Source organism: Streptomyces sp. SUK 48, assembly GCF_009650765.1.
Lineage (GTDB): Bacteria > Actinomycetota > Actinomycetes > Streptomycetales > Streptomycetaceae > Streptomyces.
Map to the genome: position 1 here is coordinate 42,922 of NZ_CP045740.1, position 14,336 is coordinate 57,257.

Annotated in this window: 12 protein-coding genes and 3 pseudogenes; 7 read left to right on the plus strand and 8 right to left on the minus strand. The window is 69.7% G+C overall.

The features are described from left to right. Positions 1–64 precede the first annotated feature (64 nt). Positions 65–361 (minus strand): STAS domain-containing protein, encoded by a 297-nt coding sequence (locus tag GHR20_RS00195; protein WP_243877811.1) that lies wholly within the window; start codon positions 359–361, stop codon positions 65–67. A gap of 178 nt (positions 362–539) precedes the next feature. Then, complete coding sequence (locus GHR20_RS00200; RefSeq protein ID WP_181515992.1) at positions 540–1,325, minus strand: response regulator; 786 nt, start codon at positions 1,323–1,325, stop codon at positions 540–542. 111 nt (positions 1,326–1,436) lie between these two features. Between GHR20_RS00200 and GHR20_RS00205 the strand changes: the two genes are divergently transcribed. From GHR20_RS00205 to GHR20_RS00240, 7 genes and pseudogenes are all read left to right on the plus strand, one after another. Further along, positions 1,437–3,008 carry a sensor histidine kinase gene (locus GHR20_RS00205; protein WP_243877813.1) on the plus strand — a complete coding sequence of 524 codons (1,572 nt, stop codon included), beginning with the start codon at positions 1,437–1,439 and terminating at the stop codon, positions 3,006–3,008. A 371-nt stretch (positions 3,009–3,379) separates the two neighbouring features. Next, positions 3,380–4,753, plus strand: coding sequence for an NAD-dependent succinate-semialdehyde dehydrogenase (locus GHR20_RS00210; RefSeq protein WP_153811732.1), 1,374 nt, complete (start codon positions 3,380–3,382; stop codon positions 4,751–4,753). Between the two features lie 34 nt (positions 4,754–4,787). After that, a pseudogene (locus GHR20_RS00215) lies at positions 4,788–5,025 on the plus strand (ornithine decarboxylase); the annotation flags it as partial. A gap of 1,419 nt (positions 5,026–6,444) precedes the next feature. Further along, the gene (locus GHR20_RS00225; RefSeq protein WP_153811734.1) at positions 6,445–7,887 is read left to right on the plus strand and encodes an aminopeptidase P family protein; all 1,443 of its coding nucleotides are present in this window, start codon (positions 6,445–6,447) and stop codon (positions 7,885–7,887) included. A gap of 124 nt (positions 7,888–8,011) precedes the next feature. Then, the gene (locus GHR20_RS00230) at positions 8,012–9,451 is read left to right on the plus strand and encodes an aminopeptidase P family protein (RefSeq protein ID WP_153811735.1); all 1,440 of its coding nucleotides are present in this window, start codon (positions 8,012–8,014) and stop codon (positions 9,449–9,451) included. 108 nt (positions 9,452–9,559) lie between these two features. Beyond that, entirely contained in the window at positions 9,560–10,285 is a 726-nt protein-coding gene (locus GHR20_RS00235; RefSeq protein ID WP_194858755.1) for a GntR family transcriptional regulator, read from the plus strand. Positions 10,286–10,398: 113 nt separating this feature from the next. Then, positions 10,399–10,922: pseudogene (locus tag GHR20_RS00240) on the plus strand (GNAT family N-acetyltransferase). Between the two features lie 134 nt (positions 10,923–11,056). On the opposite strand, the pseudogene GHR20_RS00245 reads toward GHR20_RS00240, so the two are convergent. From GHR20_RS00245 to GHR20_RS00270, 6 genes and pseudogenes are all read right to left on the minus strand, one after another. Continuing rightward, a pseudogene (locus GHR20_RS00245) lies at positions 11,057–11,397 on the minus strand (ATP-binding protein); the annotation flags it as partial. A gap of 52 nt (positions 11,398–11,449) precedes the next feature. Next, positions 11,450–11,647 carry a hypothetical protein gene (locus GHR20_RS00250; RefSeq protein ID WP_153811737.1) on the minus strand — a complete coding sequence of 66 codons (198 nt, stop codon included), beginning with the start codon at positions 11,645–11,647 and terminating at the stop codon, positions 11,450–11,452. After that, on the minus strand, positions 11,644–11,943 hold the full coding sequence (locus tag GHR20_RS00255; RefSeq protein ID WP_208446823.1) for a transposase: 300 nt from the start codon (positions 11,941–11,943) through the stop codon (positions 11,644–11,646). The genes GHR20_RS00250 and GHR20_RS00255 overlap by 4 nt, the downstream gene beginning before the upstream one ends. 178 nt (positions 11,944–12,121) lie before the next feature. After that, a complete protein-coding gene (locus GHR20_RS00260) occupies positions 12,122–12,286 on the minus strand; it encodes a hypothetical protein (RefSeq protein ID WP_153811739.1) in 165 nt (54 codons plus the stop codon). A 254-nt stretch (positions 12,287–12,540) separates the two neighbouring features. Beyond that, a complete protein-coding gene (locus GHR20_RS00265) occupies positions 12,541–13,185 on the minus strand; it encodes an HAD-IA family hydrolase (protein ID WP_153811740.1) in 645 nt (214 codons plus the stop codon). Further along, entirely contained in the window at positions 13,182–14,330 is a 1,149-nt protein-coding gene (locus tag GHR20_RS00270; RefSeq protein ID WP_153811741.1) for a hypothetical protein, read from the minus strand. The genes GHR20_RS00265 and GHR20_RS00270 overlap by 4 nt, the downstream gene beginning before the upstream one ends. Positions 14,331–14,336: the final 6 nt, after the last annotated feature.

Here is a 14,336-nt window from a genome sequence, read left to right on the forward strand (position 1 = left end):
CCGGATGCGTACACCGGGCTCGGCGGGCGCGGCCTGCGGTGGAGGCGGCTCGGTCCGGCTGGCGTCACAGGTGCAGAGCCTGGTCCAGGGTGGGGTGGCAGTCGATGACCGTGTCCAGGCCGACGATCTGCACCGTGCGCAAGACGGGTGCCGACAGCGCTGCCAGGCGGAGCCAGCCGCCTGCCTCGGTGAGAGCACGGTGGGCACTGATCAGGATGTTGATGCCGCTGGAGCCCATGAACGAGACCCGGTGGAGGTCCGCCACGACCCGCGGTGGGTCGGTCGTGCAGGCTCCCAGGGCCTCACGCAGTGTGTCACCGGTGTGGTGGTCCATCTCGCCGCTCACGCTCAGGACGCGCACGCCCCCGGTCATGGAGGAGGCGGGGGCGATGACCAGCGCGAGGACGCCGGCGCGGGCCCGAATGGGCCGGCGCAGACGGAGGAGGGCGTTGAGACCGAAGGCATGTACAGCACCGGGTGGTCGTGCATTCCGGCCGTTCGGTCTTGTTGGGACGGCGGGTTCCCCGGGACCGGAGGTGTCAGGTGCGCGGGAGGCGGGTGACGGTCTCCAGGTAGAAGGCATCGATGCTCTGGACCGCGCGTTCGAAGTCGTCGAGGTTGACCGGCTTGGTGACGTAGGCGTTGGCGTGCTTCTGGTAGGCGCTGGACACGTCGTCCGGGGCGGAGGAGGTGGTGAGGACGACGACCGGGATGGTGCGCAGGCCCGCGTCGTCCTTGATGACGGTGAGCAGCTCGCGGCCGTTCATGCGGGGCATGTTGAGGTCGAGGACGATCAGGTCGGGGCGGGGGTTGGCCGGGTCGCGGAGGTAGGCGAGGCCGGCGACGCCGTCGTGGACCTGGGTGAGGTTGCGGGCGCCGCGGGCCAGTAGGGCGTCCTCGATGAGGAGAGCGTCGGCCTCGTCGTCCTCCACCAGCAGGACGTCGTAGGGGCGGGCAGGGGCGGTCATCATCGGGTACTCCCGGTTTCGGGGCGGGCGAGGTTGCTGGTCGAGCAGTCCTGGCCAGCGGCGGCGGGCGCCCTGGCGGGTCATGTTGGAGGCGCGGCCGATCTGGGGGTAGCCGGCTCCGGCGTCGGCGGCCCAGTGCGCCGCTTCCGCTTCCAGCTCGTCCACTGCCCGCTTCAGGTGAGTGAGCAGGTGGAGGTGCGCCAGGGCAGTCGCCTGCTCACGGGTGTACTCCACGGGGCCGCGCTGGAGCACGCACATTTCCGACACGAGGTGCGTCACGAGTTCGTCGACCTCGCGAGTCGTGATCGCCGCGATCTCATCGTCGGTCATCCGTAGTGAGAAGTGGATGCCTGGCATGCGGCTCACTGTATGACCACTTTCCGCCCCATGACAACTGTCGTTGTCATGGCAGTAAAGTGTGTCCGCCGCGGACGTACCAGAGCGGCCTCTGAGCAAGGAGTACCGAGGATGACCGCAGGTCAGGCACGCCAGAAGACGGCCGGCCGCGAGGGGGCCCCAGCGCACTGGACGACCCGCCACTGGCTGCGCGCCGGAATGGGCACGGCCCTTCTCGTGCTGGTCCTCCTCAGTGCTCTGGGCGTCTGGGCGATAGCCCGTGCGACGTCGATCACCGACGAACTGGTCGACACCCGCTCCCCCTCGTTGACGAACTCCGTGCGTCTGGAGATCGCGCTGGTCAACCAGGAGACGGGCATCCGCGGATACGGCATGACCGGGCGGACGCAGTTCCTGGAGCCCTACCGGCAGGGACTGGCCGACGAGAAGACGGCCGTCGACAAGCTCCGTCATCTCCTGGCCGGCAACGCAGGCGGCCTGGCCGACCTGGCGACCGTTCTCGACCGGGCGCGGACGTGGCAGCAGCGCGTGGCCACCCCGGTGTCCAGTGCTCCGCCGGGCGCTCCCGTACGGCTGGCCACGGACCGGGCTGCCGAGGGCAAGGCCGCCTTCGACCACCTCAGGGAGGCGATGACGGCCCAGCAGGATCACTTCCGTCAGGCGCGTGCCGACGCCGTGGACGATCTCATGGCCGCGCAACGGCTGCGGAACTGGATCTTCACCGCCATCGCGCTGGTGATCGTGCTGATGGTCACGGCCGTCTTCGAAGGTCTGCGTCGTGGTGTCACCACCCCGCTCGCCCGCCTCAGCGAGGACGCCGGGCACGTCACCCGCGGCGACTTCGCCCACCACATCACCGTGAGGGGACCGGCGGATCTTCGCCACCTCGGAGCGGACATCGAGTCGATGCGCCGCCGTCTGGCCGACGAACTCACCACCAGCGAGCGCCAGCGCCGACTCCTGGACGAACAGGCCGCCGATCTCAAGCGGTCCAACGAGGAACTGGAGCAGTTCGCCTACATCGCCTCCCACGACCTGCAAGAACCCCTGCGCAAGGTCTCCACCTTCACGCAGATGCTCCAACGCCGCTACGCCGGCCACCTCGACGCCCGCGCCGACCAGTACATCAACTACGCCGTCGACGGCGCCAACCGCATGCAGGTCCTCATCAACGACCTCCTCGCCTTCTCCCGGATCGGCCGCTTCCCCCACGACAGCGAGCCCGTCGACCTCGACGCCCTCGTCGACACCACCCTCGACACCCTCAGCGTCTCCATCGAGGAAGCCGGCGCCCGCGTCACCCGCGACGACCTGCCCACCGTCACCGGAAGCAGCACCCAACTCGGCATGCTCTGGCAGAACCTGCTCTCCAACGCCGTGAAATTCCGCGACCCCGACCGCGCCCCCGTCATACACATCGGCGTGAGCCGCGAAGACACACTGCTGCGCTTCACCGTCACCGACAACGGCATCGGGATCGAGCCCGAATACGCCGACCGCGTCTTCGTCATCTTCCAGCGTCTGCACACCAAGGACCGCTACCCCGGAAGCGGTATCGGCCTCGCCATGTGCAAGAAGGTCGTCGAACACCACGGCGGCACCATCACCCTCGAACCCGCCGACGGGCCCGGGACCCGCATCTCCTTCACACTCCCCGCCGCCGAACCCACCCGCCAACCGTAGACAGCCCCGCCTCCGGCCAGGCGTGACGAAGCAACGTGGCCCGGAGCAAGCAGCTACGTCTTCCACGGCGCGGCCGATCGCTCGTCCGCCTTCAGCAGGCGCACCGTCACCTCGCACTCCTCTGTACGACGGTCCCTCTGGGGAACGGAGACGCCGGTCGGCCGCGCCGCTCGACGGGCGCCCGGGCCAGACCTCGGATAGACCAGAGGAGACGGGCAGGTCCGGGTGTCCCGGTCCGTTCGACGGGTAGGCGGTCGTCCATACCATCCGAAAACGTACGGCTGCATCGCATCCGCCTGCGGTTTTCCGGACCAAGTGACCCGGACGGAGCAGACCGGGGCGGGCCGGCCAACGAGAGGACGTCACACGCCATGGAGAAGTACCGAATCGTCAACCCCGCGACCGGTGAGACCGTGCGGGAGTACCCCACCGCGACCGACGCCGACCTCCGTGCGGCGCTGGAGTCCGCCGACAGCGCGCAGCGCGCGTGGGCCACCCGTGAACCGTCCGAGCGCGCGGCCGTGCTGCACCGGGTGGCCGACCTGTACGAGGAGCGCAGGGAGCAGCTCGCCGCGGTCATCACCCGGGAGATGGGCAAGCCGGTCAAGCAGGCCCTCGGCGAGATCGGCACGGTCGTCTCGATCTACCGGTACTACGCCGATCACGGCGAGGACTTTCTGAAGGAGGAGGAGCTGGACGTCGCCTCCGGCGGGCGGGCCGTCGTTCGCAAGGAGGCGGTGGGCACGCTGCTGGGGATCATGCCGTGGAACTTCCCCTACTACCAGGTGGCCCGCTTCGCCGCGCCGAATCTGATGCTCGGCAACGCCGTACTGCTCAAGCACGCGCCGCAGTGCCCGGAGTCCGCCCTGGAGATGGAGCGGCTGTTCCTGGACGCGGGGCTGCCCAAGGGCGCGTACGTCAATATTTTCGCCACCAACGACCAGGTGGCGGATCTGATCGGGGACGAGCGTGTCCAGGGTGTCTCTCTCACCGGCTCCGAGCGGGCCGGAGCGGCGGTGGCCGAGATCGCCGGCCGGAACCTCAAGAAGGTCGTGCTGGAACTGGGCGGCTCCGACCCCTACCTCATTCTCGGCGTCTCGGACATGTCCCGGGTGGTGAAAAACACCTTGATGGGCCGGATGGCCAACGCCGGCCAGGCGTGCAACGCCGCCAAGCGGATCATCGCTCTGGACGAGCACTACGACACCTTCGCCCAGCAGTACACCGAGGCGGTCCGTGCGATCGTTCCCGGCGATCCCACCGACCCCGATACCTTCATGGGCCCGCTCTCCTCGGACAAGGCCGCGCAGACGCTGGACGAGCAGGTCCAGGACGCCGTGTCCAAGGGGGCGACCGTGCTGGCCGGCGGTCGGCGCATCGACCGCCCGGGCGCCTGGTACGAGCCGACGGTGCTGGCGGGCATCACCCCGGACATGCGGGCCTACCAGGAGGAGCTGTTCGGCCCCGTCGCGCTGCTGTTCAAGGTCGGCTCCGAGGACGAGGCCGTCGACTTCGCCAACCATTCCCCCTACGGGCTGAGCGCCTCGGTGCAGACCGACGACGCCGAGCAGGCCGAGCGGGTGGCCCACCGGCTCCAGACCGGCATGGTCTTCGTCGGCGGACCGGCCGGCACCGCCGCCGAGCTGCCCTTCGGCGGGGTCAAGCGGTCTGGCTTCGGCCGTGAACTGGGACGTTTCGGGATGGAGGAGTTCGCCAACCACAAGCTCGTCCGCGTCGTCCGCTGACTGATCGCGCGCCCGGCCCCCTTCCCTTTCGGGCCAGGTCAGGCTGCCCCGCGGCGCTTTCTTCGGCCGGGTCGAGCAGGTGCCCTGGCAGAAGGCAGCCGGCCGCGTCAGCACCGAGACGCTCACCCCTTACCCGCCCGGCATCCCGGCGGTGCTACCCGGTGAGCGACTCACCGAGGACGTCCTGCGCGGCGTGGAGGCCGGGATGGTCGTCCTCGACGCCGCCGGACACGGATGTCAGCATGATCCGGGTCAGCACCGGGAACCCCTGACGTCCGATGTGCGTCGAGATCTGCCCCGGGGCACATCGATACCGCCGGAGCAAGCCCGACGAGTGTCAACCCCCATATAAATCACGGGTACATGGTGCTGCCCTTTCCTCAGGAAGGGCAGCACCATGGGATGCGCAGGCTCCTGGGATGCGCGGGGTCTCCCGGAGCGGCTCAGCAGCTGGCGGAGAACTCCTCCAGCTGATCGGCCAGTGCCTGGTCCGGGTGATGGAACCTCGACTTCGAGGCGCTCCACCGCTTCGCGCAGAGCCTGCGGATGACGGACCCGTGGCTGGACGGGCCAGGTGGGGCGGCGGGCGAAGGCGATGTCGAGGTCGAGGACGATGTCGTAGTCCAGGTCGAGGGTCTGGCACATCCAGTGGTCGGCGTGGCACGGATCTCGCCCACGGTCCGTTTCTCCTCGGCCTGGCGCCTGGCGCGGGCCTGCGCGGCGGCTACGTGCCGGTCGTAGCCGGAGCGGGAGACTCCGAGCGCACGGCAGATCCGCTTGACGCCGAGACTGGCGCGGTTCTCGGAGATGAAGTCCCAGCGGTGAGGGGTCACTTCACCTCCCGGACGAAATAGGCGGCTGCCCGGCGCAGGACTCACGCTGCAACTGCCATTCCTTCTCTGCTTCAGCGGCCAGGCATTCTCCGCCCGCAGCCGGGCCATCTCCTCCGCCTCGCTTCCGCCCGCCTCACGGCGTCCAGGCACGGCCTGCGAGTCGTCCTTGCGGACCCACGTCCGCAGGGACTCCGCCATGATCCCGAGATCCGCGGCCACCGCCGAGTACGTCCGCTTCCCGGCCGCGGCGCGGTAGAGCTCGACAGCGTCTTTCGTGAACTCCTCCGGATACGGAGACTTACGTCCCCCTCCCTGGACCATCAAGATCCATTGTCAGGGTGTCCACTCCAGAGGATCATCCTCAGCTCATCGTTCATCCACGCGCGCGTACCCGTGATCGGTCCGGAAGTGTCTGTGTACATAACGAGAGACCGTTGACTCCGGGGCGTACCGGCGTCCCCTCCGGCGCGCGCCGGTGCCCCGTGTCGAAACGTTATGCCTGGTCCGCGCGTTGTCTTATGCCCCAGCCCGTTGTCCTCGCGGAGCCGGCCGTGGAAGGCTCACCCTGGCACCGCTGCTCCGGCAACGTGGGGCTTCCCGTCCTCGACGACTTTCCCACCGCCTCGGCGCGTACGCCACAAAGTCCTCATGCGCTTCAGGAACTGCGCCAGCCGGCCGCTGACGGAGCGGCCGCGATTCCAAGGAGAGACAGCATGCCTGACAGCGAGGCGAGGGCTGGGCGGTGAACGCCCTGGGGAGGACGAATGTTCTCGAAGCTGTTACCGGCGAAGTGATTTGGCAGTCTCCGGTCGACGCGACAGGCAGCGAGGAATTTCCAGAACCGAATCGGTACAGGAGATGACGGTGACGACGGAGACCGACGAGAACAGGCACCGCAAGAACGGTTTGTACCGCGAAGTGAGTATCGAACTCGCCGAGAACATGAAGCGGGGCTGGGCCGACACCGAGCGCCGCGATGTCGAACCGATCGCGCAGGCGGTGCACACCGCCCGCCGTAGAAAGGCGCTGTCCGCTCGCTTTCCCGGTGAAACGCTGGTGGTCCCGGCCGGCCGGTCGAAGGTGCGCGCGAACGACACGGCCTATCCGTTCAGGCCCGCCTCGGACTACGTCTACCTGAGCGGCGACCAGTCGCGGGATGCCGTGCTGGTGATGGAACCCGACGAGTCCGGCGGACACCGGGCGGCCGTCTATCTGCTCCCCCGTTCCGACCGCGGCGACGGCGAGTTCTGGCTCGACTACCACGGTGAGCTCTGGGACGGGCGCCGCAACAGTCTCGCCGAGAACGAGCAGCGGCTCGGCCTGCTGTGCCGCGACGTCCACACGTTGGCCGGCCGGCTCGGCGCGGTCACCGGCCCCGTTCGCCTGCTGCGCGGTCACGACACGGGCGTCGAGGACGCTCTCGCGAGCAAGGTGAGCGCCGAGGGCGATGCCGAATTCCGGGCGTTCCTCTCCGAGCTGCGCCTGGTCAAGGACGATTTCGAGATCGCCGACCTGCGTTTCGCCTGTGCGGCGACCGCACTGGGCTTCGAGGACGTCGTCCGCGCGCTCGGCGCCACCACACCTACTCCGGAGCGGCTCATCGAGGGCACGTTCTGGACGCGCGCGCGGATCGAGGGCAATGACGTCGGCTACGCATCGGTCTGCGCGGCCGGATCTCATGCCACGACCCTGCACTGGGTGCGCAACGACGGCGCCGCTTCGCCCGGGGATCTCCTGCTGCTCGACGCCGGAGTGGAGACCCGCGACCTCTACACCGCCGACGTCACCCGCACCCTGCCCGTCGACGGCCGTTTCACCCCGGTGCAGCGCGAGGTCTACCGGGCGGTGTACGCGGCGCAGGAGGCCGGCATCGCCGCGGTCAAGCCCGGTGCCGCGTACCGGGACTTCCACGAGGCCGCCCAGCAGGTGTTGGCCGAACACCTGGCCGCCTGGGGCCTGTTCGGGAACCGGTCGGCGCAGGAGGCGTACGGGCTCGGGCTGCACCGCCGTTGGACCCTGGCAGGCACCGGGCACATGCTCGGCCTGGACGTCCACGACTGCGCCAAGGCCCGGACGCAGACGTACGTGGACGGCACGCTGGAACCGGGCATGGTGCTCACCGTCGAGCCGGGCCTCTACTTCCAGTCGGACGACCTGACCGTTCCCGAGCGGTATCGCGGCATCGGCGTACGGATCGAGGACGACATCCTGGTGACCGAGAAGGGCAACGAGAACCTCTCGGCCGGCCTGCCGCGCCAGGCGGAGGAGGTGGAGGCGTGGATGGCCCGGATCCGCGGCTGAGACCTCCGTCCGCGCCCACTCCAGGGGGTTGCGAACGGCCGCGGGTGGCCACTTTACCGAGGTGGGTTGACCGGTGGCCCGGTCCACGCCACCGGGCGCAGGACCCCGACACGTGAGGGAATCCATGGAAGACCAGGGCAACGTGCGCGGCACGGACAGCGATCATCGTGAGGGACCGGCGGCGGTAGCCGGGCCCTTCCGGTCAGGATGGGCGGAAACTGATCTGCGTCTGCCGACCGTGCCGGGAGCGGCGTGGGCGGCGAAACGGCGCTCGGCGGTGTCGGAGCGGTTCCCCGGTGAACGGGTCGTCGTCCCGTCGGGCGGCCTGAAGGTCAGGAGCAACGACTTCGACTACCCGTTCCGGCCGCACTCGGCATTCGTCCATCTCACCGCCGAGCAGGGTACGTCGGCGGTCCCCGACAGCGTCCTGGTCTTCGAACCGACCGGGAACGGCCATTCGGTGACCATGTTCACCCGGCCGCGGTCACCGCGCGGTGAGCAGGACGCGGAGTTCCACCGCGACCGTCGGCACGGCGAGTTCTGGATCGGCCGCCGCCGCACCCTGTCGCAGACCTCGGACGCACTCGGCGTCGAGGTCCGCGCCCGCGACGATCTGGAGCGGGCTCTCGGCAGAAACGTCGCGACCCGTGTACTGCGCGGCGAGGACACGTACATCGACGCGCTGGTGCCGCCGGCCCCCCGGTCCGACGCCGAACTGGCCTTCTTCCTCTCCGAACTCCGGCTGGTCAAGGACGACTGGGAGAGAGCCGAGCTCGGCGCGGCCGTCGACTGCACCGTCACCGGCTTCCACGACGTCGTCGGTGAACTGCGCCACGCCACACGTCTCGCACGGGGAGAGCGCTGGATCGAGGGCACGTTCAACCGGCGCGCCCGGCTCGGGGGCCACGGCCTGGGCTTCGAGACCATCGCGGCGGCCGGCGCACACGCCTGCGTCCTGCACTGGATGCGCAACGACGGCCCCGTGCGGGACGGGGACCTGTTGCTGCTGGACGCGGGCGTCGAGGCCGACTCCTTCTACACCGGGGACGTCACCCGGACGCTACCGGTCAGCGGACGCTTCACCGATGTCCAGCGCCGCGTCTACGACCTGGTGTTCGCGGCCCAGTCGGCGGGTATCGCCGCGCTGCGGCCCGGCGCACCGTACGGTGACTTCCACGACGCCGCCATGCGGGTCATCGCCGAGGGACTCGACGCGTGGGGTCTCAGACCGCACGGCAGGACGGCTTCCGCCTCCCCGTCCGAGCTGTACCGCCGGTACACCGTGTGCGGCTCGGGCCACATGCTGGGGCTGGACTGCCACGACTGTGCCGGTGCTCGCAGCGAAGCGTATGCGGACGGTGTGCTCGAAGCCGGTCACGTCCTCACCGTCGAACCCGGACTGTACTTCCAGCCCGACGACCTCACCGTTCCCGAGACCTTGCGCGGCATCGGGGTGCGCGTCGAGGACGACTTCGTCGTGACGGCGGACGGGGCCGTGTGCCTGTCGTCCGGTCTGCCGCGCAGCGCGGACGATGTCGAGACCTGGATGGCGTCCCTGCGCTGATCGGCAGGCCGGGCGCTCTTTCGGCGGCCACTCGGACGCGTCCGATTCCAGAGCAACGTGACATTGTATATTGGGAGATCACTGGGCTGGGCACACAGAGGAGCGCAGATGCCTCATCTCGAATCGCGGATGATCTCCGTCCAGACTCATCTCCGCGATCAGGTCGCCGACGCGCTCCGGGCCGCCCTCATCGCGGGCGAACTCCGTCCGGGCGTCATCTACTCCGCTCCCACCCTGGCGTCGGAACTGGGCGTCTCCGCAACCCCGGTGCGCGAAGCGATGCTGGACCTGGCCAGGGAGGGCCTGGTCGAAGCGGTGCGCAACAAGGGCTTCAGGGTCACGCAGATGACCGAGCGGGATCTCGACGAGTTCACCGAGATCCGGACCCTGATCGAGGTCCCCACCGTGGGCCGGGTCGCCGCGACGGCGAGCGCCGAGCAACTGGATGGTCTGCGTCCGCTGGCGGAGCAGATCGTCACGGCGGCCGAGAATCATGACGTCCTCAAGTACCTGGAAGCCGATCATCGGTTTCACCTCGCGCTGCTGGCCCTGGCCGGCAACCACCACCTCGTGCAGGTGGTGGCGGACCTGCGCAAGCGCTCACGCCTGTTCGGACTGGGCAGCCTGAACGAGACCGGACGCCTCGTCGCCTCCGCCCAGGAGCACGTCGAACTCCTCGACCTGCTGGTAGCCGGCCGGGGCCAGGACGCGGAAGACTGCATGCGCCGGCATCTGGCGCATGTCCGCACTCTGTGGGCAGACGGCCGAGCGGAGGCCGCCCGGTCTGACGGATGCGGCGTGGGGGCGGACAGCTCCTGTGCTGCCGGGCGCTGACGTTCCTGATCAGCGTCTGAACCTGTTCGGCGACCGTTCCGACGAGGACGGTGACGACAGGAAGCACCGCCGGAGATTCCGCCTGGCCGACGCTGTACGCACCATGGCCCGGGATGCCTGCCCCGATCAAGACCGAGAGGACCGAGAGGCTCGTGCTCCGGGAGCCCGAGACCGTGCGGCGGTCATCGAGTTGTTCACGTCGCCCGAGGTAGGCACCTATATCGGTGGCCCCCGACAGCGCGACGAGTTCGAGCGTGCGGTGCCCGAGACACCCAAGCGGCGCCCTGGCCTCTTCGTGGTCGATCTCGACGGGGCGATGATCGGGATCGTCGCGCTTGAGCGGCGCGACCCGGAGCATCCGGTTCACGTCCGCCCCGGGGCCTCGGAGGTCGAGCTCGGCTACATGTTCCTACCGCAGGCGTGGGGACACGGGTATGCCACGGAGGCGTGCGCGGCGGCAGTCGACTGGTGTGCCGAAGCGCTGCCCGGCGAGCCGGTGGTGCTCACCACCCAGACCGCCAACGAACGCTCGATGCGCCTCGCGGCGAAGCTGGGGTTCACCGAGGTGCAACGGTATGAGGATTGGGGCGCCGAGCAGTGGTTCGGCATGTGGTCCCCGGTCGCGTTGTCCGACTGAGGTCGTGCTCGGCAGTGTCCGCTCATCGCTATGAAGCCGGGTGAGCGCGAGGAGATCAAGCGGGGTTGAAAGATGGGATAGGACGGCGCGCCGCCCGTGAGGGCGGCGCGCCGTTGAGGTGGGGCCTGCAGGTGTCAGCCGGCCTTGGCGGGTTCCTCCACCCGGGCCCGGGTGGAGGCGAGCCGGTAGGAGTCGGTGCCGGTCTCGATGATCGCGCCGTTGAAGGTCAGGCGGTCGACGATGGCCGCGCAGAGCCGGGGGCAGTGACGGTCTTCGTCCAGCCGCCGAAGGACTCGTTGGAGGCGATGGCGACGCTGTTCTTCTCCTCGCGCTCGGTCAGGACCTGGAACAGCAACTCGGCGCCGTGCCAGTCCAGTTCCATGTATCCCAACTCGTCGATGCACAAAAGATCGACGCGGCCGTGGCGGGCGATGGTCTTGGTGAGCTGCTTCTCGTCGGCGGCCTCGACCAGCTCGGTTGACTCGCTCGCCGCCGTCGCGGAGTTCGGCGGTGATCCTGGGAACGCCTTAGGTGCCGCCCCATTCGTGGTGCACGGCTCGTATCCGGATGGCGAGGTGGGCGTCGGCCGCCTGCCAGGCGGCCCGGTCCGCGGCCGTCCGGCGCCGGTAGTAGAAGCTGGAGCGGGCGATGCCCAGGATCGTGCACAGCCGCTTCACCCCGTAGCGGCGGTGGTGGTGGTCGGCGACGAACTGGAAGCGGTTCACCAGCGCGTCTCCCCGGCGAAATACTTCGCTGCCTTGCGCAGGATCTCGCGTTCTTCCTCCAGTTCGCGGACCTTCTGGCGCAGAGCGGCGTTCTCGGCCTCCAGCGGTGTCGGCGGCTCGGCCGGTGCCTCTGCCCGGCGTCCCCGCGGCCGGCTCGCGCCGGCTGCCCGGACCCAGTTCCGCAAGGTCTCGGGGTTGATTCCCAGATCGGCAGCGACCTGCCGGATCGTCGCCTCGGGCCGCGACTGGTACAGCGCGACCGCGTCTGCCTTGAACTGCGGCGGATAGTTCTTCATGACCACGAGATGTCCGTCCTCAGATCCTCAGGATCCAGTGTCTCGTGTGTCCAAGATCAAGGGCCAAGGCCCGTCGGCGGCTTGCACCCGCCAGCCGGGTGGGTGCACACCCGGGACACCGCTCACATGCTGGCCTGGACGCTGAACGGCACCATCCCGCCGGCGCTCACCCGGACGGTTACCCAGACCCCGGCGCGGCCCGGTCGCCGCCGCGCCGCAGCTGGCGGCCGCGGACCGGGCGGTGTTCTTCGACCACCTGCGGGACACGACCGAGGCGACGGCCCAGCAGGGCGAGGGCGGGGTGCTGCTGCACCGCCAGGCGGGACCACAGCGAAGAGATCACCGTCGACGACGGAGCAGCGCCGGTAGCCGTCCGGCTGGGGGACGGATCTCCAACACCGAGCAGCGGTGGGACAGACTCGCCGCCGAACGACTCGTCGCACTCGCAGCGCTGGGCATGAACTGGGGATAGCCGCACCGAGAGGACGGCGCCGGCCTGGACGCCCTCGGCCCCGGCCTGTGACAGCCGTGGCCGTCCGTCCCTGTGCCGCCGGAGCCGCGGAAACAGGGGACGCGGATTTTGCGCGGGCGGCCCGGTCACACCCGCGCCGCGAGCAGTCCGGGCAGTGCCCTCATGTCCCCGAGGACCCGGACGCGCCCCGAGCACCGGCTCTCCTCCGGCCGGTCGGGCCGGTACCAGTGGACGCGCAGGCCCGCGTCGTGGGCGGAGCGCACGCCGACCTCGCTGTCCTCGACCGCGACCACGGTCTCGGGGTCCACCCCCAGCGTCCGTACCGCCTGCCGGTAGAGACCTGGGTCCGGCTTCCACGTGCCCAGTTCGTACGCCGAGAAGTGGGGGCCGGTGAAGAAGCCGGCGAGGCCGGTGCGGCGCAGGCGGTCCTCGATCATGCCGAGCGGGGAGTTGGACACCACGTACACGGGGGCCGTGATCTCCCGCAGGGCCGCCGCCATCCCAGGAGTGGCGCGCAACCGGGTCGCCAGGTACCGCTCGGCGATCTCCCTGACCCGCTCCACCGCGTCGTTTGGCAACGGGGCGTCCGTGTACTGCCCGACGATCGCGACCGACTCGCTCATCCGGCGGCCCGCGACCCTCTCGGCGAAGCCCTCGGCCGGGACCCGGGCATGCACGGTCCCGGCGAACTCCAGCAGAGCCAGTACCTCGGCGTCCTGGCTGTCCACGAGCACGCCGTCGAGGTCGAAGAGCACGGTGCGCGCGGTCATACGCCCAGTCCGTGCCGGCGCAGGAAGGCGTCGTAGCGCCCGGCCAGTTCGGTCGCCGCGGAGCGGGCATCGACGACCTTCAGCTCGGTGCAGTGGTAGCCCAGCATCTCCCGCATCACCGCCATGCGTTCCTCGGTGAACTGGACCGCTCCGTTGGCGTTCACGCGCTCGATCCCGTCCAGGAGCTGGCAGCGCCGGTTGACGGCCTGGGCCGCCGAGGGGGTGATGCCGGGCGGCAGGTCGAGCCGTACGCCGTCGCGCGACACCCGGACCGGGTAGCCCCCGGTCATGCCGCCGGGGGCGGGCGCGTGCAGGGTGTGCTCCGTGCGGGACAGCAGCGCGAGCAGGAGGCGCGCGGCGGAGGTGGCCGTCAGCTGCTGACCCTCCTTGCCACCCTGGCGCCGCAGGCCGCCGGCCAGCCGGGCGTACATCGCGTCGGCGTCGACCGTGGCCGGCGTCCCCGCGACGCGGATATCGAGCAGGTGCGGGATGCCGCGGGCCTCGCCGAACCGGTGCACGTGGTGGCTGAAGTAGTGGTGTCCCACGGCCTTTACCTCGACCTCGGCCGGGGAGACGCCCAGTTCCTCGGCGGCCGCCCAGGTGATACCGGGCACGATGTTGCCGATGTTGCCGATCCCGACGTCGGGCGCCAGGTCGAGGGCCGCGAGGGCGGGGCCGACCGTGTCGGGGTAGGCGGAGTTGACGACGACGGCCCTCGACTCCGCGAGGCGTACGGCCTGCATCAGCTCGTGCACGAGCGTGAGGTGCATCGGCAGCCAGGGGCCGAGCTGTGCCTCGTCAAGCCGTCGGAACAGGTCCTCCGGCAGGTCCATGATGGCGCGGGCGGCCTGGATGGAGGCGCCCATGAAGATGATCGTCGGCCGGATGCGCCTCAGTTGCTCCGCGGTGCGGTCCACGTCGGCCATGTCCATGGCCACTGCCTCGACCTCGCGTATCCGGCCGAGGTTGGCAGCCGCCAGCTTGGTCAGGTTCGCGAAGCGCGTGGCGCGCTCCGCCGAGCGGCTCGCGAGGACGAGCCGGGTCTCCGGTTCCGCGCTCGCCAGCAGATGACCCAACCGTGTGGTGAGGTCACCGGAACCGATGAGGAGGATCTTCGGTATCTCACCGGTCGTGATGCCTGACATGTCTCC

Coding starts and splice junctions, on each gene's coding strand:
- GHR20_RS00230 (WP_153811735.1), top strand. CDS start 8,012: ATGGAAGACCAGGGCAACGTGCGCGGCACGGACAGCGATCATCGTGAG.
- GHR20_RS00235 (WP_194858755.1), top strand. CDS start 9,560: ATGCCTCATCTCGAATCGCGGATGATCTCCGTCCAGACTCATCTCCGC.
- GHR20_RS00270 (WP_153811741.1), bottom strand. CDS start 14,330: ATGTCAGGCATCACGACCGGTGAGATACCGAAGATCCTCCTCATCGGT.
- GHR20_RS00200 (WP_181515992.1), bottom strand. CDS start 1,325: ATGCCAGGCATCCACTTCTCACTACGGATGACCGACGATGAGATCGCG.
- GHR20_RS00210 (WP_153811732.1), top strand. CDS start 3,380: ATGGAGAAGTACCGAATCGTCAACCCCGCGACCGGTGAGACCGTGCGG.
- GHR20_RS00225 (WP_153811734.1), top strand. CDS start 6,445: ATGACGGTGACGACGGAGACCGACGAGAACAGGCACCGCAAGAACGGT.
- GHR20_RS00205 (WP_243877813.1), top strand. CDS start 1,437: ATGACCGCAGGTCAGGCACGCCAGAAGACGGCCGGCCGCGAGGGGGCC.
- GHR20_RS00255 (WP_208446823.1), bottom strand. CDS start 11,943: ATGAAGAACTATCCGCCGCAGTTCAAGGCAGACGCGGTCGCGCTGTAC.
- GHR20_RS00265 (WP_153811740.1), bottom strand. CDS start 13,185: ATGACCGCGCGCACCGTGCTCTTCGACCTCGACGGCGTGCTCGTGGAC.